Annotated in this window: 16 protein-coding genes and 1 pseudogene; 5 read left to right on the top strand and 12 right to left on the bottom strand. The window is 71.5% G+C overall.

The window, feature by feature from the left end; translation table 11 throughout:
* Positions 1 to 2,045: 2,045 nt before the first annotated feature.
* The 3 genes from ACQPZQ_RS45315 (at position 2,046) to ACQPZQ_RS45305 (ending at position 3,473) form a co-directional block, all read left to right on the top strand.
* A complete protein-coding gene (locus ACQPZQ_RS45315; RefSeq protein WP_433290675.1) occupies positions 2,046 to 2,297 on the top strand; it encodes a 2Fe-2S iron-sulfur cluster-binding protein in 252 nt (83 codons plus the stop codon).
* A complete protein-coding gene (locus ACQPZQ_RS45310) occupies positions 2,294 to 2,443 on the top strand; it encodes a hypothetical protein (RefSeq protein ID WP_433290673.1) in 150 nt (49 codons plus the stop codon). The genes ACQPZQ_RS45315 and ACQPZQ_RS45310 overlap by 4 nt, the downstream gene beginning before the upstream one ends.
* 796 nt (positions 2,444 to 3,239) lie before the next feature.
* Positions 3,240 to 3,473: a hypothetical protein gene (locus ACQPZQ_RS45305; RefSeq protein ID WP_433290671.1), complete on the top strand. Its 234-nt coding sequence runs from the start codon at positions 3,240 to 3,242 to the stop codon at positions 3,471 to 3,473.
* Positions 3,474 to 5,550: 2,077 nt separating this feature from the next.
* Here ACQPZQ_RS45305 and ACQPZQ_RS45300 read toward each other — a convergent pair.
* Both ACQPZQ_RS45300 and ACQPZQ_RS45295 read right to left on the bottom strand, forming a co-directional pair.
* Positions 5,551 to 5,756 (bottom strand): annotated as a pseudogene (locus tag ACQPZQ_RS45300) (M20/M25/M40 family metallo-hydrolase); the annotation flags it as partial.
* 12 nt (positions 5,757 to 5,768) lie between these two features.
* Positions 5,769 to 7,073 (bottom strand): PLP-dependent aminotransferase family protein, encoded by a 1,305-nt coding sequence (locus tag ACQPZQ_RS45295; RefSeq protein ID WP_433299700.1) that lies wholly within the window; start codon positions 7,071 to 7,073, stop codon positions 5,769 to 5,771.
* Positions 7,074 to 7,336: 263 nt separating this feature from the next.
* Between ACQPZQ_RS45295 and ACQPZQ_RS45290 the strand changes: the two genes are divergently transcribed.
* On the top strand, positions 7,337 to 7,993 hold the full coding sequence (locus tag ACQPZQ_RS45290) for a GNAT family N-acetyltransferase (RefSeq protein WP_241036536.1): 657 nt from the start codon (positions 7,337 to 7,339) through the stop codon (positions 7,991 to 7,993).
* A gap of 140 nt (positions 7,994 to 8,133) precedes the next feature.
* On the opposite strand, the gene ACQPZQ_RS45285 is transcribed toward ACQPZQ_RS45290, so the two are convergent.
* The 9 genes from ACQPZQ_RS45285 to ACQPZQ_RS45245 form a co-directional block, all read right to left on the bottom strand.
* Positions 8,134 to 9,294 (bottom strand): N-acetylmuramoyl-L-alanine amidase, encoded by a 1,161-nt coding sequence (locus ACQPZQ_RS45285; RefSeq protein ID WP_433290668.1) that lies wholly within the window; start codon positions 9,292 to 9,294, stop codon positions 8,134 to 8,136.
* 175 nt (positions 9,295 to 9,469) lie between these two features.
* Positions 9,470 to 9,796, bottom strand: a complete 327-nt coding sequence (gene trxA, locus ACQPZQ_RS45280; RefSeq protein ID WP_241036538.1) for a thioredoxin — start codon at positions 9,794 to 9,796, stop codon at positions 9,470 to 9,472.
* Positions 9,797 to 9,836: 40 nt separating this feature from the next.
* Entirely contained in the window at positions 9,837 to 10,835 is a 999-nt protein-coding gene (gene trxB / locus ACQPZQ_RS45275; RefSeq protein ID WP_433290666.1) for a thioredoxin-disulfide reductase, read from the bottom strand.
* A gap of 92 nt (positions 10,836 to 10,927) precedes the next feature.
* On the bottom strand, positions 10,928 to 11,629 hold the full coding sequence (locus ACQPZQ_RS45270; RefSeq protein ID WP_433290664.1) for a hypothetical protein: 702 nt from the start codon (positions 11,627 to 11,629) through the stop codon (positions 10,928 to 10,930).
* A complete protein-coding gene (gene sigM / locus ACQPZQ_RS45265; protein ID WP_241036541.1) occupies positions 11,626 to 12,177 on the bottom strand; it encodes an RNA polymerase sigma factor SigM in 552 nt (183 codons plus the stop codon). The genes ACQPZQ_RS45270 and sigM overlap by 4 nt, the downstream gene beginning before the upstream one ends.
* Before the next feature lie 60 nt (positions 12,178 to 12,237).
* Entirely contained in the window at positions 12,238 to 13,938 is a 1,701-nt protein-coding gene (locus tag ACQPZQ_RS45260) for a protein kinase family protein (protein ID WP_433290662.1), read from the bottom strand.
* A 54-nt stretch (positions 13,939 to 13,992) separates the two neighbouring features.
* Positions 13,993 to 15,651, bottom strand: a complete 1,659-nt coding sequence (gene murJ, locus ACQPZQ_RS45255) for a murein biosynthesis integral membrane protein MurJ (RefSeq protein ID WP_433290660.1) — start codon at positions 15,649 to 15,651, stop codon at positions 13,993 to 13,995.
* A complete protein-coding gene (locus ACQPZQ_RS45250) occupies positions 15,648 to 18,236 on the bottom strand; it encodes a DUF6049 family protein (protein WP_433290658.1) in 2,589 nt (862 codons plus the stop codon). The genes murJ and ACQPZQ_RS45250 overlap by 4 nt, the downstream gene beginning before the upstream one ends.
* Entirely contained in the window at positions 18,233 to 18,727 is a 495-nt protein-coding gene (locus ACQPZQ_RS45245; protein WP_241036543.1) for an NUDIX domain-containing protein, read from the bottom strand. Before ACQPZQ_RS45245 ends, ACQPZQ_RS45250 begins: the two co-directional genes overlap by 4 nt.
* Positions 18,728 to 18,828: 101 nt before the next feature.
* On the opposite strand from ACQPZQ_RS45245, the gene ACQPZQ_RS45240 reads away from it, so the two are divergent.
* Positions 18,829 to 20,295, top strand: coding sequence for a CCA tRNA nucleotidyltransferase (locus tag ACQPZQ_RS45240; RefSeq protein WP_433290656.1), 1,467 nt, complete (start codon positions 18,829 to 18,831; stop codon positions 20,293 to 20,295).
* A 7-nt stretch (positions 20,296 to 20,302) separates the two neighbouring features.
* On the opposite strand, the gene ACQPZQ_RS45235 is transcribed toward ACQPZQ_RS45240, so the two are convergent.
* A complete protein-coding gene (locus ACQPZQ_RS45235) occupies positions 20,303 to 21,631 on the bottom strand; it encodes an MFS transporter (protein ID WP_433290654.1) in 1,329 nt (442 codons plus the stop codon).
* Positions 21,632 to 21,635: the final 4 nt, after the last annotated feature.

Here is a 21,635-nt window from a genome sequence, read left to right as displayed (position 1 = left end):
AGCGCTCTGAGCGAGTGACCTTGCGCCGGAACGGAACGGTGACGAGTTGCCGAGGAGCGGCCAGGCGGCGGAGCCGTTGCAGTGCGCCCATTGAGCGAGCAGGCGACGGATCCGCTGCCGACGTGCCCGACGGACGGCCGCGTCAGCGAACCGCCATCAGGTCGGCGCAACCAGTGACCCCGTACCTATGCGACCGAGGCGTCCCCGTGCCGTGGGACTGGTCGGCTCGGGCGGGGGCGAGTGAGCCGCGCGCGGGGCTGGTCGACTCGGGCCACGGTGCCGTGCGGCCGGTGGTGTCGTAGGACTGACTTGGTGGCGAGATCCGGATAACCGTGCGGCGGAATCGACCGACCTGCGTGGCTGGGCGGAGCTGTGAGGCGGAACCAATCGGAGCCATGGGGCGGAGCTGATCGAGGCGTGGGGCGGAGTCGATCGAGCCGTGGGCGGAACGAGCGAACTTCGCGGCGGAACCGACCAATTTGCGTGGCGGGGCGGAGCTGTGCGGAGGAGCTGATCGAGCCGTGGGGCGGAGCCGAACGAGCCGTGCGGAGGAGCGGGCGAGTTGTGGGCGGAGCCGGGCGATCTGTGTGTCCGCGCCGAGTGAGCAGCGGGGCCGGGTTCGGGCAGGCTGTGGGGCGGAACCGAGCGGAGCGCCGGGGCGGAGCCGAACGAGCCGTGCGGAGGAGCGACCGAGCCCTGGGCGGAGCCGGGCGATCTGTGTCTCCGGGCCGAGTGAGCAGTGGCGCCGGGATCGGGCGAGCTGTGAGGCGGAACCAATCGGAGCCATGGGGGCGAATCGGGCGAGTTGTGCGGGCCGGATCTCTCCTGCGAACGGTGACCGCGTCACCGCGCCGACTGGGTCGCGTCGGCCGTCCGGGCGGCGGTGGCCGCAGGCCGCGAAGCGTGTGTTGGAGCGGCGTTCGATGCGGGCGGGCGATCTGGGCTCGGAGGTCCGCCCGACCGGTTTGGCCGCCACTCGCTCGCCGCGAACCACGTCCCCGCCAGAGGAGCGAGGCGGCAGATCTGGGGTGGTCAGGCGCAGGATCGAGGTTTCACGTGAAACACCGCGCCGCAACCCCCGGGCTCGGACTGAACAACGTGGCCGGGTCAGACGGCTCATCATGCCAACGGTCGACTTGTGCCGGCCGCGACGCCGATCACCCGAGACCACGTGGCGGCGCCGTTTGGCGGTTCGCCTATCCCGGAACGACGGTGGTGCGATCAGCAGCTAGCTGGCCTCGGTGCGCCGTGCGGCCAGAACGGATGACGCGTCTGGCGCGCTCTCATATCGAACCGACGCTGGAGGGTGGCGCGCCCCAGCGCACGTTCGGAACCGTCGCCGAGGAGCTCCGGCAAGAGAAGTCGGCTCCGCCGCGCGGGGCGCTCGGTCCGGCTTCCCCGACGAGTGATGCGGCGGTCCACGCCGACCTCCTCGACCCCGCGTTCGCTCTGTGCGAGCGGCACGAGGGAGGCGGCGGCCGGCGCGTGACACACGTAGCCGGGTCAGCCGAGGCGGGTCATTGCAATGTCCCCGGCCGGACCGTGCGCGCCCGTGCTCGCGGGAATCGGCGTGGAATCCGCCCCGCTCGGGCCGACCGCGGACGGCCCGCCCTCCCTCGGAAGCTGAACGTCTCAACGGCATCGCCCCCACGGCGTCACGCGCATTCCTCCCCGGGCGGACCTCGCGGGGTTGTCGTGTCGGTCGCGGCGGAGGACTCCTTCTCCGTGCCGGATCGATGGTTCACGCGCGGGACCAGCGTCCAGGGTGTGCGAATGCCGACCTGTGCCGCGGAGTATCGAGCCGCTGTCCGGGGCCGGTCCGCTCGGACGGCGGGTCAGACAAGTCGCGAGCTGGGCTACCCGGATAGCGACCCGCGGCTGTGTTTCACGTGAAACAGGTATGGAGCGCCGGTGTCGGCGTGGGTGCACGTCGCCCTGCGCGGCACCGTCCCGTCGTCTGCTGACAGACGACGGGAGCCGCCGAGTCGACCGATCGTTGCGCGGGCCGGCCGCTCGCGGCGGGAACGCAGGCGCTGACCCCCGGGGTGGAGTGTGGAGGATTGCCGCCTGGCGGCGGCCCGCGATCCCGGCACGGTCGGCTAGGCCCTCGCACGAGTGCCGGTGTTCCGAGCGTCGTCACCGAACATCTCGCTGCCGGGCCGGCCGAGCTCTCGGGCCAGGAGATCCGGGAGCGCATGACCGGCAACCTGTGCCGGTGTGGCGCTTACAACGGGATCGTCGAGTCGATCCAGGAGGTCGCCTCGGGCGACCTCGATCTGCTGGAGGGCGCGCGATGAGGCCGTTCGCCTACGTCAGCGCGCCGGACGTCGCCACCGCGTCGGAGCCCCGGGCGAACTTCATCGGGGGCGGCACCAACCTCGTCGACCTCATGCGCGAGGACATCGATCAGCCGGCCGCCTCGGCGGCTCTGCTCTCCCGGTAGCAGACAGACTCGGCCGTTTGCTCCCGCCCGGGCGCGAGGCATTCCGACGGCCTGTTTCACGTGAAACCACGCCAGGCCCGACAGCCGCACGCCACCAGTCAGCAACCCCCCCCGCACGCTCAACCCGGCGCCGGAGCCGAGGACCCAGCACGGCCAGCCGGCCCCGGAAGCCATCAGCTCGGCGGCTCCCGTCGCCTGGCCGCAGGCGGACTGGACGGCGTCGTCGATGGGTTCCGCCCCGCCGCCAGCACTCAGAACGCGCCATGTTTCACGTGAAACGGCGCTGTGCTCGACAAGCCGCGCCACCAGTCGGCAGCCGTACACACGCTCGACCCGGTGTCGGTGCGCCGGGGACCCAGCACGGTTGGCCCCGCCCGCAGAGCGACTCGGCCGACTCGGCGGCCCCTAGTCCGCCTGCACACGGAGAGGACGGGGGCGCGCACGGCAATGGGCTCGACCGGCGCCGGAACTCCCACGCCTTGTTTCACGTGAAACCGCGCCACGCTCGACAAGCCACAGCATCAGCCCGCAGCCCTACACGTACGCCTGGGGCAGCGCGCGCAGTCCCGCGCAGGCGGCTAGCCGTGGAAACGCTCGGCGGTGGCGACGCGGTGTTTCACGTGAAACCCCGATCCAGTGCCAGCCCGCTCATCCGATCACGGCGACCCGCTGGGCAGAGAAGGTTCCGGAACGATTCGGCCGACTCGGCGGCCGGATCGGACGGTGCCGCGGAGGGCGGCGGGCTCCGCCTCAGCGCTCGCAGCCGGCCGTCTGTTTCACGTGAAACACGCCGCGCTTGAAGCCGCAGCGCCCTGAAGACAACGGGTTCGAGCCGCTCAACTTCGTGGGCGTGACTGGCGAGCGGCTGCAGAAGATGACCGTTGCCAAGGTCTTCGGCGGCACCTTCGCCCGCCCGGTAGGCGAATCGTTCCCCCTGGCGGTTCTCCCCTACGACAATCCGTGCGACGCCAGCCGGCGCCGGCGTTCTCGGAAGCAGGCGCGCGACGCCAGGACGAACGCTCGGCGGTGACGACGCGATGTTTCACGTGAAACCCCGATCCAGCGCCAGCCCGCCTATCCGATCACGGCGACCCGCTGGGCAGAGAAGGTTCCCTCCGAGGCGCCTCCGCGACGCGCGCTAGCCGGGATAGGTGCGCGCAATGCGCTTGCTGCCGGGCGCCCGTGCCGCCCGGACGGTCGACGCGCGATGGGGGAAGCCGCCGAGTCACGGCTCCTTTGTCCGCGCGGCTCGGGACTGGGCAGGTTCTGCTGATGAGCCGGTGAGTTCCATCGAACGACCGGGCGAGTCGAATCGCGTGACTCGCCTCCTCGTGCGGCGAGGATGTGATGAGCGGACCGGGACCGCCGTCGTCGGGAGGACCCGTTGGATCGCATCCTCCACCGGCGGTCAGCGTCGCGAACTGATCGACCTTCCAGCCGGAGCGGTGGTTGCACTGGCGGACTCTTCCGCTGGCTTCGACGCCCGCCGCGACCGAGGCGCCCCCGTGCTGCGGGACTTGTCGGCTCGGGTGGCGTGGGCGAGTGAGTCGCGCGCCGGGACTGGTCGACTCGGGCCGCGGTGTCGGGCGGCCGGCGGTGGGGCAGGACTGAATTGGGCGGCGAGATTCGGATAATCGTGCGGCGGGACCGACCGACCTGCGCGGAGGAGCCGTGCTGCGCGGAGGAGCCGATCGAGCCGTGCGGCGAAACGAACGAACTCCGTGGCGGGCTGGGCGAGCTTTTCGTAGGAGCCGTGCGAGCTGTGGGGCGGGGCCGAGCGAGCCGTGCGGCGGAACGAACGAACGCCGCGGCGGGGCCGGGCGAGCTTGCGGAGGAGCCGATCGAGCTGTGGGCGGAGCCGTGCGAGCTGTGGGGCGGGGCCGAGCGAGTCGCGCGGAGGAGTGATCGGGCTGTGGGAGGAGCCGGGCGATCTGTGTGGCCGGGCCGGGTGAGCGGCGGGGCCGGGATCGTGCGACCTGCGGGGCGGAACCGAGCTGAGCCGTGGGGCGGGATCGGGCCGATCTGTGTGGCTGGGTGGAGTGAGCAGCGGGGCCGGGGTCGGGCTCGCCGTGGGCGGAACCGAGCCGAGCCGTGGGGCGGATCGGGCGAGCGTTGCGGAGGGGCCGACCGAGCGGCGGGGCAGGATCGGGCGAGCTATACGGGGACGAGGGAGCAGCGGGGCAGTGTCAGGCGAGCTGTTGGCTGAGCTGAACATAGGTGGGCGGGGCCGGGTGAGCTGTGCGATGGGCCGAGCACGCAGCGGGGTGGGGTCGGGTGAGCTGTGGGTGGTCCGGGCTAGCTGTGCTGTGGGGTGCGGAGAGCCGTGTCGAGGGACTGGCTGATCCGCGCTCTAACTGGCTCCCTCACGACACGGCGCCTGGTCCAGTAATCGCAACCGCCGACCGGCGGGTCCATCGCGGGCGCCCCAGGGCCAGCCGGAGCTCGCCTCTCTTTCACGGCGCGTGGTTCGACCCGCGCTCACCGCCGCTCGGGTGCCTGCTCCACCACGGCGGAGGCGGCGCGAGCGGCCAGCTCCGGTGTTGCGACGTGGTGGTCGATGCGCCCTCCCGTGTCGTTGTCGGAGGCCCGTCCCCCGTAGGGCCACCGGTACGGCCGCTGCTGCCCATGCCCGAGGCGACCGCCTCTACTGGTTCGAGCCCGATGTCCTCAGAGTCGGCAACGAGCCGGACGACGAGGTCCTCGCTCGCGCGCCGGGTGCTGCAGGACGGCGGACCTGCTTTCAGTATCGGGATCGGCTGGTCACGGCGCTGAACCGCTTGGGCCGCGTCGTCACCGCTCGGGATCTCGGTTGCGGGCCCGGCTTGTCGTTTCACGTGATCGGCTCGCTCATGCTGTGGGGCCGAGTGATCCGCGCGCCGCTGGTTTCGTCTGTAGCGAGTCGCACCGCCTCGACCGGCGATGCGAATCGCCGGGCCGCCCGACTCTCCTACCCTCGACCCCGCCCGCCCTGATGCGCCGCCTCTTTCGCGCTGCCGCTCGGCGTCCTGCTGCCGGATCGACTGCGCGCGCGTGCATTTCGACTGGCCACCTCGCGTAGCGAGGCCGTCGAATTGGGAGCGGCGGGGGTTTGCGCCTGCTGATGTGGCGGGCGGGTTCTGCACCCACTCCCGCGTGACGTCCGGACCGAGCAGCTCGTCGACCTCACGCAGGAACGCCTTCTCCCGCCCCGACAACACGCGGCAGTCGACCACCGCTTCGGCCGAGGAGGGATGACGTTGGCCTCGCAGCCCGCCGAGAGGTTGGCCGTGTCGCTTACGGTGGCGCCCACCATCCGGGCGAGCAGCCCGAGCTTTGGCAGCTCGGTTCAGGGGGTGTGAGGGCTGGGTGTCTGGGGGCCGTTGCGAGCCGGTGCCGGGCCGAGCGCCGGGCGGGTAGGCGTGCCGAACGTGCGCATGACGTCGAGCTCGGCCTCGAGCACTCCCGCGAGCCGCCGCACGCCCTCCGTGATGCGCTCGGGCGTCGGGTAGCAGTACGACAGCCGCAACTGCCGGCTGCCGAACCCGTCGGCGTAGAAGCCGGTGCCGGACGCGTAGGCGACGCGCGCGGTGACCGCCCGCGGCAGCATCGCCTTCGTGTCGACGCCCTCCGGCACCGTCAGCCAGACGTAGAAGCCGCCGTCAGGCACGTTCCACGTGCAACCGTCGGGGAGGTAGGTCTCGAGGGCGTCCAGCAGAGCGTCCCGGCGGTCGCGGTAGGCCTCGGCGAACGTCTTGATCTGGCTGTGCCAGTCGTGGCCGGAGAGGTAACGCGACACGAGCATCTGCGTGAAGCTCGGCGGGCAGAGAGTGGCCGACTCCGCGGCCAGCACGAGCCGATCGCGTACCGCGGGTGGCACCAGCGCCCACCCGACGCGCAGCCCGGAGGCGAACGTCTTGGAGAACGACCCGAGGTAGACCACCGACGAGTCGAGGGAGCGCAGGGCCGGGTAGGTGCGGCCGCTGAAGCCGAGGAGGCCGTACGGGTTGTCCTCCACGACGCCGACGCCGTGGGCGGCGCAGATCTCCAGCACCTCGGCCCGGCGCTCGACGGCGAGCGTGACGCCGGCCGGGTTGTGGAAGTTCGGGATCGTGTACAGGAACTTGGGAGTGATGCCCTGCGCCGCGAGCGTGCGGAGAGCATCGCGCAGCAGGTCGGGCACCAGGCCGTGCTCATCCATCGCGATGTGCACCACGCGGGCCTGGTAGGCCGCGAAACTGCCCAGCGCGCCGACGTACGACGGGCCTTCGGCGAGCACGACGTCGCCGGGGTCGCAGTAGATGCGGGTGACGAGGTCGAGCGCCATCTGCGACCCGACGGTGACGACCACGTCGTCCGGGTCGGCGCGGATGCCTTCGAGCGCCATCACCTCGCAGATCTGCTCGCGCAGGGCGGGCACTCCCTGCGCCGAGCCGTACTGCAGCGCCACCTCGCCCTCGCGCTGTACGAGGTCGGCCACCTCGGCCGCGAGTGCGCCGAGTGGCAGCGCGGCGAGGTTCGGCATGCCGCCCGCGAGGGAGACGACCTCCGGCCTGCTGGCGACGGCGAACAGGGCACGAATCTCCGAGGCCGTCATGCCCGCTGTGCGGGCTGCGAACCGCTCGGTTGGTGCTGCCGCTGCTGCCGTGTGGATGCCGAAGGGTCGTGGAGACGGGGGCGTGTCCGACTGCGGCACGGTGGATCCTCCCGGAGAATTCCTCGGCAGTGGGGATGTCGTTCAGCTAAGCAGGCTGGCCGAGTGTAACCGGGAAGGGGGAACATTCTTCAGTTCGTCGTGGGTGAGACACCGGTCGCAGTACTTGGGGTGTCCTTCCATGCTGGATCGATCTATCGTCGGAGAAGTCGGCGCGAGGGGCGGCGGCATTCCGATGATGATCTTGGCGCCGGAGGTTGCTCTTGTCCTGGCATGTGGCGCCCCTCACCCTGGACAATCTCGATGATTTGCCCAAGCGGTGCCGAAGGTGCGTGTTCTGGGAGCTGTCGGAGCACCTGGGTAAGCAGGCGGCCGACTTCGGTTCCACCGAGCTCGAGAAGGAAGCCTGGGTCTCCGAGGTGCTCCTCGAGTGGGGCTCGTGCGGACGCATCCTGCACATGGACGGCGTTCCCGCCGGCTACGTGATCTACGCACCGCCCTCAGCGGTGCCGCGCGCCGCGGAGATGCCCACCGGCCCGGTAAGCGCCGACGCCGTGTTGCTCACCACCATGCAGGTGATGCCGGAGTTCGCCGGCGAGGGTCTGGGCCGGATGCTCGCTCAGGCCGTCGTCCGTGATCTCACTCGTCGTGGTGTCAAAGCCATCGAGGTGTTCGGTGAGCAGCGCCCGGGCAACGAGCCCGCTTGCCTCATCCCCGCCGACTTCCTCCGCCGCGTCGGCTTCAAGACCATCCGGCCGCATCCGCGCTACCCGCGGCTGCGCATGGAACTGCGTTCGGCGATGACGTGGAAAGAGGACGTAGAGGCTGCGCTGGAGCAGCTGCTCGGCACGATCACGATCCCGATGCAGGCCAGCAGTGTGACCCAGGAGTCCTACCGTCAGGTACCCAGCCGCTCGTGATCGCCGCTCACAGCGGCGTACAGGGCGCGCTGTACGCCGCGCTGGCGGCCTGTGACGACCACCCTGGGGCGATGGGCCGATGGTGGGTATTGCACGCCCCAGGGTGGCGTACGTCGTGATTTTCCGTTCCGGAGCCCGGATCAGATGGCCTGTGCGCCGCGTTCCAGCTCGCGAGCCAGCACATCCGAGAAGGTGAACGTGCCGGTGGGCTGATCGTCCTGGCCCAGCAGGTAGAGCCGCTTCACGGCGACGAGGATGCCTTCGGCGACGACGTCACGGAACGCGGGATCCAGCAGCCGCCTGCGGTCACCGATGTGGGAGAGGTAGCCGATCTCCACGCGCACGGTGGGCATGCGCGTCAGTCGCAGGAGTTCCCATGTGCGGCCCTGCGTGCGGCAGTCGTGCATCGCGGTACGGGTGAGCAGCTCCCGCTGGATGAATCCCGCAAGAGCCTCACCGACGGTGGACGTGGCTCCAGAACCGTTGCCGAAATGGAACGTGGCAAGGCCCTGGGCGTGCATGCTCCGGTTGGCGTCGGTGTGCAGCGAGAGCACGAGGTCGGCGCCCGCGTTGTTGGCGAAGGCTGCACGCTCGGTCTCAGCGGGGCAGGTGTCCTCCTGCCGGGACAGCATCGCGTCCATCCCCGTGGCCGACATCCTGCCGACCAGCCGGCGCGCGAGGTCCCACATGAGGTCGGCCTCCGCGACACCGGCGGCGACGATGCCGCGGTCGGGTCCGCCGTGTCCCGGGTCGACGACGATTCGCTTGCCCCGCAAACGGGGCCCGGCCTGCCGCAGCAGCTCCTGTTCGCGCAGGAGGTGCGGACGGCCGCCGGTGACCTTCCGCCCGAGCTGGCGCAGGGACCGTAGCGTGGCGGGCCCGCAGAGTCCGTCGGGCAGGAGGCCGTACTCGCGCTGGAACTTGCGCAGCGCGGCCTCCGTCTGCTCGTTGAACACCCCGCCAGGGCGGCCGGGGTCGTAACCGAGTTCGAGGAGCCGCTCCTGCAGGGCGACGACGTCGTCGCCGCTCATCGGTGCAGAGATCATCAGGGCGAGCATGCGGTCGCCGAGGCTCCAGCCGGCCTCACGCAGCGCCCGGTAGGTAGCCGGCCCGACGATGCCGTCGGTGATCAGGCCCCGCTGTTGCTGGAAGGCCCGCACGGCCTGCTCGAGGGCGGCGTCGAACCGGTCGTCTTCCTGAGCTGGACCGCCCGTACTGTCACCGAGCAGGCCGAACCGTCGCAGCGTGGACCGGATCTCGACAACGTTGGGACCGCTGTCACCTCGGCGCAGCAGCTGCATGCACCCCTCGCTCGTTCGTCAGGCACCGACGTTTCGGTGCTGGGCCGTCGCTCATTGTGCCCTGCCGGTTCCCCGATGGGGGACGGCGGGCCGTGTCCACCGAATTTTGTGTCGTGATAGACAAGTACCCCGCTTCCGGCTTCGGGAAGCGGGGTACTTATGGGTGGTTCTGGACTCAGCCCAGGTAGTCGGCCAGGTCGGAGAGCAAGGCGGCCTTCGGCTTGGCCCCGACGATCTGCTTGACCGGCTTACCGTCCTGGAAGACGATCATCGTGGGAATGGACATCACCTGGTAGTCACGGGCAGTCGCCGGGTTGGCGTCGATGTCCAGCTTGGCCACGGTCAGCTTGTCCTTGTTCTCACCAGCGATCTCGTCGAGCACCGGGGCGACCATCTTGCACGGGCCGCACCAGGTGGCCCAGAAGTCAACAACGACCGTTTTGTCGCTCTTGAGGACGTCGGCGTCGAAAGAGTCGTCGGTGACGTTCACCGTGTTGGCCATTCTGATCTCCGTTCTCGGGAAAGAAACTAGTGAATTCGATTCAGCCGCTGACTACGGCGACCTGTTCGGCCGCCTGCCCGTATCCACCGCCGGCCAGTTCGCTGGGGACGGGGCCGTCGGCCAGCCAGCGCTCTGCATCGATCGCGGCCGAACAGCCGGTGCCGGCGGCGGTGATCGCCTGCCGGTAGGTGCTGTCGACGAGGTCGCCCGCGGCGAAGACGCCCGGGATCCCCGTGCGGGTGGAGGGAGCCTCGACCTGGACGTAGCCGGCCTCATCGGTGTCGATCTGACCCCGCACGAGCTCACTGCGGGGGTCGTGGCCGATCGCGACGAACATGCCGGACACCTCGAGGACGGACTCCTCTCCGGTGACCGTGTCGCGCAGCTTCAAACCCGAGACGCTGCCCTCACCGAGAACTTCGAGGACCTCGGTGTTGGTGCGCCAGTGAATCTTCGGCTCGTTCTGGGCGCGCTCCAGCATGATGCGGGAGGCGCGGAACTCGTCGCGGCGGTGCACGATCGTGACCGTGCGGCCGAAGCGCGTGAGGAAGAGGGCCTCCTCCATCGCCGAGTCACCGCCGCCGATGACAGCGATGTCCTTGTCGCGGAAGAAGAAGCCGTCACAGGTGGCACAGGCGCTGACGCCACGGCCCAGGAGCAGCTGCTCCCCCGGAACGTGCAGGTAGCGAGCGGCGGCACCCATCGCGAGGACCACGGCGCGGGCGCGGTAGGTGACCCCGTTGGCCACGACCGTCTTGACCTCGCCCTGCAGCGACACCTGCTCGACGTCCTCGGCGCGCAGCTCGGCGCCGAAGCGCGTGGCCTGGTTGCGCATCTGCTCCATGAGCTCAGGGCCCATGATTCCGTCGGTGAAGCCCGGGTAGTTCTCGACCTCGGTCGTGGTCATCAGGGCGCCGCCGAACTGGGTGCCTTCGAAGACCAAGGGCCGCAGCTGCGCACGCGCGGCGTAGACCGCTGCGGTGTAGCCTGCCGGCCCGGACCCGATGATGATCAGTTCACGCACCTCGTCGGTGGTCACTGGCGCGTCCTCCCTGTTGTCTCTGCCTGTCAACACGATCCCAGGGACGGGCATTCCTACTGCTACCGGGCGGCGACCGAGGGTGAGGCGGCTCACCCCCCGACCACCATTGACTCCAGCAACATGCCGTGACCAGGGCCGCATTCCGAGTCGACGACGACGACGTCGAAGGTTCCCAGCCGTCCGGTGACCAGCACGAGTAGCACTGCCTCCTGGCCGCCCAGCGTGACCTGGCGGCCTCCCACCAGGGGCGCGTCGGGTGCCAGCGCCGGTGCGGCGGCTCGCAGGCAACCGGCGCGTCGTGCGGGATCCGCCAGCGGGCCGGCGTCCACCGAGCCGACTGCGGAGCGAGCGACGGCAGCCAAGTTCACCCGGTCGATGGACGGGGCGGGTTCGGGTCGAGACGACAGCACGCCGGCGAGAACGAGCACGACGAGCACGGCGGCCACGCCGACCACGGCCAGCGGCCGACGCCACGACGACCTCGTGGCAGTCGTCCACGACCGGCGCCGCCGTGCGGGCCGTCGCTGATCGAGAGAGGAGACGGCCGGACTCGGCTCACCGGTCGCGGCCTCTGCCTCCAGAGCGGCCACCCATCGAGCGGCGAACTCCGGTGGTACGGGCGGTGCGGGCAGCTCGGCGAGCTCGCGGCGAGTGGCTGCGAGGGCGTGCAGTACCGCGGCCGACTCGGGGTGGGCCGCAGCGGCCGCGCGCACCTGCGCGGCCTGCGCCGGCTCCAGCACACCCCCGTGCAGGTCGGCGAGCTGCGCGAGGTCGGGGCGTGGAGGGGTCATCGCTCCTCCTCCCGCAGGTGTCCGAGCAGCACCGCCAGGCGTGCGCGGCCCCGTGCGCAGCGGCTCTTCACCGTGCCCACTGGCACCTCCAGCATCTCGGCGGCTTCCACCACCGGCCAACCCTGGACGTCCACCAGCACCACCGCCAGCCGCTGCTCGACGGGGAGCGCCGCGAGCGCGGCGTCGACGGACAGGCGCGTGACCAGTTCCGTGGCGAGGTCGGGATGCCTCGCCGGCAGCTCGCGCTCCGGCAGCGGGACCGTGCTGCGCCTGCTGTCGTGCCGGATCCGGTCGATGCACGCGTTGACGAGGATCCGGTGCAACCACGTGCGCACCGAGGCCTCGCCCCGGTAGGAGCCCGCCCGGCGGTAGGCGGCGACGAGGGTCTCCTGCACGGCATCGGCGGCGTCCTCGGGATGGTGGAGCGTGCGCAGTGCCAACCCCCACAGCCGGGATTGGTACCGCGTCGCCAGCTCGGTGAACGCGCTCGGATCGCCGGCCCGGTGCGCGGCCAGCAGCTCCGCGTCGGTGGGAGCCGGGGAGCGCACGACGCGGAGATTAGGTCGAGATGCCCGTCTCCCGTGGCCGTTCCGGAGAATTGATGGTGGTCAGGAGCCCGCGCGGTGGAACTGGACCTCGTCGATCTGGCTGACGTTGGCGTCGCCCCCGCCGCTGAGCTTGGTGATCCACAGCAGCACGTGGGTGACGGGCTGGCTCCCGGCGAGCGAGACAGGCGTGGTGCCGTCCCGGAGGGTGACCTCGGTGATCGGTGAGGTGTCGCGGAAGGACGAATCCGCGGCGGGAGCCGAACGCACCTCGATGACGGTGCCGGCGCTCGGCGACTCGATCTGCAGTTGGGAGAGCTGCACCGCCGAGGCGAACGACACCATCACCCCGACGCCGGGCTTGAGCGCAGGGAACTGCTGCTTGTAGATGAAGGTGCTCCACCCGCTCGACGGGTCGCCGTCGATCACGCGGGACACGCGGCTGGAGTTGTCGGCGTCACCCACCGGGTCATAGACCTTGACGCCCGCGACTGCCGCGATACCGCCGTCGCCGCCGACCTGTGGTGCGGCGTCGGCCGGGGCGCCGTTCGACGAAGCGGACGGGCTGTCGACGACGATGGGCGGCCCGTTGCCGTCCGAGAACACCGAGCCCAGCTGCATGCTGATGTAACCGATGACGAAGACCACGGCCACGGCGAGTGCGGTGAGTCCGATCGCGAGCTTGCGCTTCCGCCGCGGGTCGGGTGCAGCGACGGAACGGCCACCGTCCTGCCATACGTCTCCCGGGTCGGACGGGACGCCGTCGTGGGCCGGGGGGAACAGGGCCATGCGGTCGTGCTCGTCGACCACCTCGGTGAGCAGGCGGTTGACCGCCGCGGCGGTGTGGACGTGGCCGGGGGCGCCGTCAGGTCCGAGGGTGCCGCGGGCGAGGGTGTCGAGCTCGACGGGAACGCCCGGCCGCTGCTCCGACGGCGGCAGGAGTGCCCCGGCCGGGGTGCGCTCGGCCGGGCTCAGGCCTGCGAGGGCGGCGTCGGCGCTCGACAGCGGCCAACGGGCGGTGAGCAGGGTGTAGAGGACGGCTCCGAGTCCGCGCACGTCGTCGGCCGGGGTGACGTCGGGGCGCGGTAGGACGAAGGACAGCTGCGCGCGCCCCTCCGGGGTGATCCGTACCCGTTGAGGGTGGTCGCAGCCCAGAACCAGGCCGTGGCGGTGTGCCTCCTCGGCAGCCGCGGCGAGCGGAGCGACCGCCCGGGCTGCCGCGATCGGCTTGATGAGCCCCTCGGCCATCACCTCGGTGAGGCTGCGCCCGGGCACCCATTCGGTGACGGCGACTCCCAGCACGTCGTGCGGCATGCCGCCGGTGCCGGGAGTGAGGACGTCGAGCAGGCGGGCGCAGCCGCTGTGCTCGAAGCTGCCCGCGCGCAGTGCGCGGGCCACGATCGCGTCTGCGCGTGCCATGGCTTCGTGCTCGGACCCGCGGTCGGCGGGGAAGCGGCGCAGCACGGTGGCGCCCACGTCACGGCGCAGGATGGTGTCCTGGGCACGCCAGAACTCGGCGCCCGCCGCCGCGTCGGATCCGACGCGCGTGCGCAGGCGGTAGCGCCCGGCGAGCTCGGTGCCCGGGGTGGTGCCGGGCGGGACAGCGGGGAGGGTCGGGGCGTCCGGAGGTGACGCATTGTTCGCCGGGGTTCGGTCCTCAGGGCGCATCTGCTCCGGAACGACCGGTGCGGGCGTCTTGCTCGTGGGCGCGCCCCCATCCCATGGCGCCGCCGCACCCGACGGTGGGCTCGCCAACTCACTCACTGCCAGACCTCCCCGCACACTGCGAAACCACTCCCGCCCCTGTTGAAGAGTACGTCAGCGGGTGGTGCCGCGCCGAGGTTTGCGCCGGTCGACGAGCCGTTCGAGGCGTCCGAGTGCTGTGTCGATTTCGCGAACTCGCAGCAGCTTCATCGCGATGAGGGTGATCACTCCCATGATGACGGTTGCGACCGCGAGTTCGATCCACGCCCTCCCCAGAGTCGAGAGGACGCCGAGCGCCCCGTCGAGCAGGGTGATCGCTCCGAAGGCGACCAATCCGCCGACGATCGAGGCGACGAGTGTGCGTCCGACGCAGGAGAGCACCTCCCCGGTGGGAATCCGCCCCATCCTGCGTCGCAGCAGCATCTGGCCGACCACCGCACCGGCGAGGAAGGACACCGCGTTGGCGGCGGCCAACCCCAGCACGACGTCCTCGGCCGGCAGCAGGAGCGGGCACACCAGCAGCAGCGGAACCTTCACCGCGACGGTGAACAGCTGGATGAGCGTGGGGGTGCGGCTGTCGGTGAGCGCGTAGAACACCCGCAGCTGCAGCATCGTGACCGCGTACGGCAGCAGCCCGAAGGCTGACACGGCGAGCGTCGCGCCCAGCTGGGCGGCGCCGTCGAGGTTCGCCTCCCGAAGTCCGAACAAGGCGACGCCGACCTGCGAGCCGAAGATCGTCAGCAGCGCCGACACCGGCACGAGCAGGACGGCCGAGAGCCTGCTGCCCAGCGACAGGTCCGAAACGACGTCCGCGTTGCGGCCCTCGGCCGCCGCACGGCTCATCCGGGGCATCAGCGCCGTCAGCAGCGAGACGCCGAGCACGCCGTAGGGCACCTGGAGCAGCAGCCACGCGTAGGAGTAGATCGTGACCGACCCGGCGGCCGACGACGCGGCCACGCGTGTGGTGAGGACGAGCCCGACCTGTCCGATGAGCACGTACGCCGCAACCCACACCGCGAGGCCGCCCGCAGTGGTGAGCCGAGGGTCCCAGCCCCAGACAGGGCGGTAGCGGAAGCCGGCCCGGCGCACCGCCGGGATCAGCACCACGGTCTGCACGACGATCCCGAGCGTGGTGCCCAGGCCCAGCACGAGGAGCCGGGCGCTGTCGGGAACCAGCAGGTAGACCCCGACGACCCCGATGACGACGATGTTGTTGAGCACCGGGGCCCAGGCGAAGGCGCCGAAGGCACCACGGCTGTTGAGGATCGCGCCCAGCAGGGCGCCCATGCCGTAGAAGAAGACCTGTGGGAGCAGGAGGTAGGCCAGCACGGTGGCGAGCTGGGGATCGGCCGTGCCGGTGGTGTGGCTACCGAGGTAGAGCCGGGTGAGCAGCGGTGCGGCGAGCATCCCGGCTGCGGTCGCGATCAGCAGCGCGATCCCCGCGAGCGTGAGCAGCCTGCGGGTGTAGGTCTCGCCGCCGTCGCGGTCCTCGGTCTGGGCGCGTACCAGCAGCGGGATCATCACGCTGGACAGCACGCCGCCGATCAGGAACTCGTAGACGATGTTCGGCAGCGTGTTCGAGATCGTGTACGAGTCGTTGAGGATCGTGTCGCCCAGCACGGTGAACAGCGCCACCTGGCGCAGGAAACCGGTGATCCGGCTGACCAGGCTGGCCACCGCCATCAGGCTGCTCGAGCGCCCGAGCGACTGCTCCTTGCGCGGCACGACGACCAACTGCTCCGTCGGGCTGTCGTCCGGTGCGGGACCGCTCATGGGCTCGGGACGCGGGGCGGCGGCTGGGGCCCCCTGCCAGGGGGCCGGGGCGGCCCGTCCGGCCGGCGACGGGCCACCGGGAGGCGGTCGGTGGGCTGGAGGGGGTCCGGGAACGGGTCGCCGGTCTTCGCCGCCGGCGGGACCGGGCCATGGCCGGCCGGGCCTGGGCCGGGGTGCTCCGGGCTGAGGGGCACCGCCTGGTCCGGGGAACCCGGCAGGGGGCCCGTCGCCGGACCGACCTGGGCGGTCCGCGCCGGTTCGCCGCGGACCCGTCGGAGTACCCGGCGGACCGCCAGCACCACGAGCAGTGCCCCCGCGCTCGCCGTCAGCCACACGGTGATGGTGCCGTAAGCGGTGGAGCGCACGCGCAGGCGGCTCGGTGGTCCGAGCAGTTCCCCGTTCGGGGTGCGCACGGCCGCCTGGACGATGAACTGGCCCGAGCGGGTCACCTCGGCACTGACCCGGATCTGGCGGCGCCCCAGCGGTGGCACCTGCTGCGGCGGGATCGGCGCCACCCGCAGGCCTGCGGAGGGCAGGATCTGGACGTTGACCTCGACCGTGACCGGCAGCCCGTTGGCCACGGTGATCAGGATCGGGGCGTCCGACGTCCCGAGCGAGTACGGGCTGGGCGGCTCGAGCACTCGCACCGAGGCACGCAGATCCGCCACCCGCGCTGCCGCAGCGCTCGCTGCGGCGACCGCCTCGGCAGGCCGCCCGCGCCATGCTGCTGAGACGGGCCGCGCGAGGCCGCGTCGCAGTGGACCGAACGCCTCCTCCGGCGTGGCACCTACACCCGAGTCCGGGACGGCCGCGGAACTCAGGTCCTCGATCTCCTGCTCCGTCTTCCGGACGATGTCGACCGCACTGGTGGGTGTCTCCTGACCGCCCGAGCGCAACGGGTAGGCAGGGGCCAACGGGGCCGTACCGGCGGACGGGCCGGCCGCGAGAACCCCGTCGAGCGCGGTGGGCACGATCCGGCCCTCCCCGATCAACTGGTTGACCGTGGTCAGCAGGGCGGCGGCACCGTTCCCCTCCACCGCCCACTGGTGCGGGGGTGCGAGAACGAGGGGGCCCGCCGGGGCGGTCGGACCACCGGCGATCGGGCCGGCCTCGATACGGAAGACGAGCGCGCCGATCAGGTCCTGAGTGGACAGCGCGCCGACCGTCCCGGCGGGAGTGGACGATGCCACCGCTCCACCGGTGCTGGGATCCGGACCCGATGCGGCGCTGGGCCCGGCGGCTGCACGGGTGAGCAGCGGGTCGGTCAGCACCGCGAACTGTGGCAGGCGTCCGCCCACAAGGGGTACGACACCGCTGTGGCGCTGCACGCGGCCCTGGTCGACGCCGTCCGCGGACAGCAGCACCGAGCGACCGTCGGCCGACGCGATCTCGTCGAGAGTGGCGTCGTCGGCGACCCCTCCGACCGGCCAGGTCACCCCGGGTGTGACGGGGGCGTCGAGGACGTCGGAGAGGATCTGGCGACCGTCCCGGATGGTCTGGGCCGCGAGCTGCCCGAGGCCACCTCTCGTCAGAGCGACGAGATCTGCGTCGGCGTAGGGCAGCGCTATCACGCAGCCGCCCTTGGCCACCGCCGCGAGACTGTCCAGCCACTGCCCGGCCACCGCGGCGCCGGTGCCCGGCACGGGCGGGCCACCGCCGGGTTGCTGGACCTGGTAGCCCGCGCGCATCAGGGACGCGGTCTCCACCAGGTCGGGGTCGATGGCCAGACAGGTGGCAGCCCGCACCCGGGAGCCGGGGGGCGCGTCCGCGGCGAGCGCGGCGACGAGGCTGCCGAGTCGTCCGCTGGGAGCCATCGACGCGGCGAGGTCGTCGTCGGTGAGCAGCGTGGGCTCGCCCGGGACGGTCGAGACCCGCCGCGGCGTGTCGGTGATCGGGAACAGCATGGAGAACGGCGTGGCAGGAGGCGGCGGGGGCGCCACTACGGGTCCGGCCCGGCCCGGGCCAGGTGGCAGTGACAACACCGGCAGCAACATCCGCACCGCGGCCAACCGTGCCCGCCTGCCGTCGCTCGGCACCCCGTTGACGTTGACGAGCAGCTCGTGCACTCCGGTCTCGGCGAGCGCGAGAGACGAGTCGGGTGCGCCGCGGAGCGGAACGGTGAGCCGGACCGGCATCTGACCCCGTGGTGCGAGCTCCCCGGGGATGGGCGTGAACTGCGGGGTGATGGCGTCGGCTCTCCCGTCGCCGTCCAGCGCGTCGCGCAGCGCGCCCTCGGTCTGCAGCGCGTTGCCGCGCTGCATCCGGATCACCAGGTCGTCGATGGGCTGGTCGCCGGTATTCGTCAATGTGCCGCTAAATGTGAGCGTGGACGGCCCGGTCGAGGTGACGACACGCGGAGAGAGCTGCGTCAGGTCCAGCCGGAGCGGGCCTGCTGTGTCGTCCGGCCCCTGCTGGAACGGCTCCGGCAACGATGCGGCCGGACTCGGCGCGGCGTTCGCGGCCGTGGCTCCCGGGGCGCCGGGTAGCAGCCCGATGAAAGTCAGGCCTGCCAGTATCAGCCCCGTCAGCGCCAGCGCTGTGGCTACCCGAACCGGTATCGCGACCAGGGTCGCGATCCGTTTCACGCCGTCTCCTCCAACAGCTCCGTGGCCCGTCTGATCAAACGGCGCTCGTCGGCGTAGGCCAAGCGTGACTCGAGCTCGTGGAGTGGCACCCAGGCCACCTCGGAGACCTCGACGTCGGAGTCCGAGAGCTCGCCGCCGAGTGCGCGCAGCAGAAAATGATGCACGGTCTTGTGCACGCGCCGATCCTCGGCGACGAACCAGAAGTCGATGGTGCCCAGTGGTGCGACCACGCGGCCGATGATGCCGGTCTCCTCCTCGACCTCTCTCACCGCCGCCTCCTCGGCCGTCTCACCGGCTTCGATATGGCCTTTCGGCAACGACCACAACAGACGTCCTCGCCGGTCCAGGCGTCCGATCACCGCGGCCGTGCCCGACGCAGGGTCCACGACCAGTCCCCCGGCCGACGTCTCGTCGACAGTCCGCAACCGCCGCCTCCGGTCCGTGGGGCGGCTCGCTCGGCGCCCCCCGGAACGGCCGCGGGATGTGGACATGCGGCGATCGTATCGACCAGACCGGTTCCGGTGCCCGGCCAGCGCTTCGAGTGCAGCATCCTCGTCGCTGCTCGTAATGGGGACGCCTACACTGGCCCGCCGTGTCCGCAGCAGCCCTGGCGCCCGGCGCCGTTCCCCCTGATCTTGTGCGCGCCCAGGAGAATGCGGTCGTGGAGATGGTGCAGATCGGGGCCGTCGCCGAGGAGCTCGCCGGCCGCTTCGCCCTGGCGGGGCACCGGCTCTACCTCGTCGGCGGCAGCGTTCGCGACGCCTTGCTCGGTCGTGAGTCCGGGGACCTCGACTTCACCACCGACGCGCGGCCCGACGCGATTCTCGAGATCCTCTCCGGCTGGGCCGAGGCGGTCTGGGACACCGGCATCGCCTTCGGCACGGTCGGTGCACGCCGCCACGGCAGCACCGTCGAGATCACCACGTTCCGCGCGGACGCCTACGACCGGGTCACGCGCAACCCGATCGTGGCCTTCGGCGACAGCATCGAGGACGACCTCGTCCGACGCGACTTCACCGTCAACGCGATGGCCGTGGAGCTCACCGCGGACGAGCGCCGGTTCGTCGATCCGCACGGCGGCCTGGCGGCGCTCGCGGCCGGTGTCCTCGACACGCCGGCCACCCCCGAGGAGTCCTTTGCCGACGACCCGCTGCGGATGCTGCGCGCCGCGCGGTTCGTCTCCCAGCTGGGCCTGTCACCCGCGCCGCGGGTGGTCGCGGCGATGACGGCGATGGCGGGCGAGCTCTCCCGGATCACGCGCGAGCGTGTCCAGGTCGAGCTGACCAAGCTGATCTGCGGCACGCATCCGCGCCGCGCGATCGAGTTGATGGTCGACACGGGCCTCGCCGAGCAGGTGCTGCCGGAGGTGCCTGCGATGCGCCTGGCCATCGACGAGCACATGCAGCACAAGGACGTCTACACGCATTCGTTGGTGGTGCTGGAGCAGGCGATCGACCGGGAGGAGCCCGGCAGCCCCGACCTCGTGCTCCGCCTCGCCGCGCTGCTGCACGACATCGGCAAGCCCGACACGCGCCGCAAGGAGTCGGACGGGCGGGTCAGCTTCCATCACCACGAGGTGGTCGGGGCGAAGATGGTGCGGCGGCGGCTGCGCGAGCTGCGCTACCCGAAGTCGATCATCGACGACGTCGCCCAGTTGGTGTTCCTGCACCTGCGCTTCCATGGCTACGGCAGCGGCGAGTGGACCGACAGTGCGGTGCGGCGCTACGTCGCGGATGCCGGTCCCCTGCTCGACCGCCTCCACAAGCTCGTGCGCTCCGACTCGACCACCCGCAACCGGCGCCGTGCTGCCGCGCTGCAGCGCAGCTACGACTCGCTCGAGGACCGGATCGCGCAGCTGCGCCAGCAGGAGGAGCTCGACGCCATCCGGCCGGACCTGGACGGCAACGCAATCATGGAGCTGCTCGGCATCCCCCCGGGCCCGCTCGTCGGCAAGGCCTACAAGCACCTGCTCGCGCTGCGCATGGAGCGCGGACCGGTGTCGCGCGAGGAGGCGGAGGCCGCGCTGCGCGCCTGGGCCGCCGAGAACGGTCTCGGCTGAGTACCTCTCAGGTGCGGCGGGTGCGGCGCATCTGCTGGTCGTGCGCCAGGAGGCCGAGCACGTAGAGGACTGCCGCCGCCGCCAGTAGCCACGGGGCGTAGCCGTTGGGTGGGCTGAGCAGTGCAGCCGCGGCCACGGCCAGCACGTACCCGACGTTGAAGACGACGTCGTAGAGGGCGAAGACCCGCCCGAGCACCCCGTCGCCGGCCTCGCTCTGAACGGCGGCGTCGGTGCACAGCTTGACGATCTGACCCGTGGCGCCGAGCACGAACGCCGCGGCCAGGACGGCGGGCATGGACAGCAACGCGGCAAGTGCGAGCTGGGTGAGCGTGGCGACGATCAACGCCACGCGGATCGTGCGGGGACGTCCCCAGCGCCGCACCATCCACGGCGCGATCAGCGCCGCGACGCCGAGGCCCGCCGCAGCGAGCAGGACGGCCTCCCCGATGCCCGCGAGCCCGGCCCGGAACGGTCCACTGTCGATGAAGGAGTACCGGAACAGCAGCAGCGTGAGCAGGGTCGTGATGCCGACCGAGAACCGGTGGGCCGCCAACGCCAGGAAGGAAGCGGCCACCGAGGGGGTGGCGGCGGTGGCGCGTGCTCCGTCGGCGAGCCCGTGCAGCACCGTGACGGCCGTGCGGCGGGCCGGGTCGGTGCGGTCGGGGCCGAGAGCACCACGCCGGAACCTGGAGGCCAGCGCGGCGGCGAGCAGCGATCCCGCGACGGCGACCGTGGTGGTGATGGCCGAGCCCGTGTCGTCGGGCCCGACGATCTCGCGGAGCCCGATGGCGCAGGCTCCGCCGATCGCGGTCATGGCGGCGCCCACGGTGACCGCGAACGTGTTCGCCTCGACGAGGTGACGGCGCTCGACGACGTGCGGCAGCGCCACCGACAGGCCGGAGTTGACGAACCGGCTGACCCCCGCCACGGCGAGGGCGGCCAGGTAGAGGGCCGGCCCCGTGATGCCGGCGAAGACGACGGCGGCGACGACCACGATGAGCACCGCCCGGACGAGGTTGGCCCCCATCAGCACGCGCTTGCGGTCCCAGCGGTCGAGCAGCGCCCCAGCGAACGGACCGATCAGCGAGTAGGGCAGCAGGAGCACGGCCAGACCGGCCGCGACGGCGAGTGGGTCGGCCTGCCGCTCGGGGTTGAACAGCACAGCTCCGCCCAGAGCGGCCTGGAACACGCCGTCGGCCCACTGTGTGGCGAAGCGCACTGCGAGCAGACGCCGGAGCCCGCGCGTCCGGACAAGCCGGACGAAACCCAGCCGCTCGCTCTTCGCCGTGGCGGGCGTCCCCACGGCGACGGGCGGTGTCGGTCCCGATGTCGGCACGGGC

Origin of the sequence: Pseudonocardia sp. CA-142604, assembly GCF_050948475.1 — a bacterium.
GTDB classification, from domain to species: Bacteria; Actinomycetota; Actinomycetes; order Mycobacteriales; family Pseudonocardiaceae; genus Pseudonocardia; species Pseudonocardia alaniniphila.
The sequence above is the reverse complement of the archived record's forward strand: the minus strand, read 5'-3'. Positions and strand labels throughout refer to the sequence as shown.

Bases quoted from the DNA above. Each gene is read 5' to 3' on its own strand.
- ACQPZQ_RS45310 (WP_433290673.1), top strand. From the start codon at position 2,294: ATGAGGCCGTTCGCCTACGTCAGCGCGCCGGACGTCGCCACCGCGTCG.
- ACQPZQ_RS45285 (WP_433290668.1), bottom strand. From the start codon at position 9,294: ATGCAGCTGCTGCGCCGAGGTGACAGCGGTCCCAACGTTGTCGAGATC.
- trxA (WP_241036538.1), bottom strand. From the start codon at position 9,796: ATGGCCAACACGGTGAACGTCACCGACGACTCTTTCGACGCCGACGTC.
- ACQPZQ_RS45270 (WP_433290664.1), bottom strand. From the start codon at position 11,629: ATGACCCCTCCACGCCCCGACCTCGCGCAGCTCGCCGACCTGCACGGG.
- murJ (WP_433290660.1), bottom strand. From the start codon at position 15,651: ATGAGCGGTCCCGCACCGGACGACAGCCCGACGGAGCAGTTGGTCGTC.
- ACQPZQ_RS45245 (WP_241036543.1), bottom strand. From the start codon at position 18,727: ATGTCCACATCCCGCGGCCGTTCCGGGGGGCGCCGAGCGAGCCGCCCC.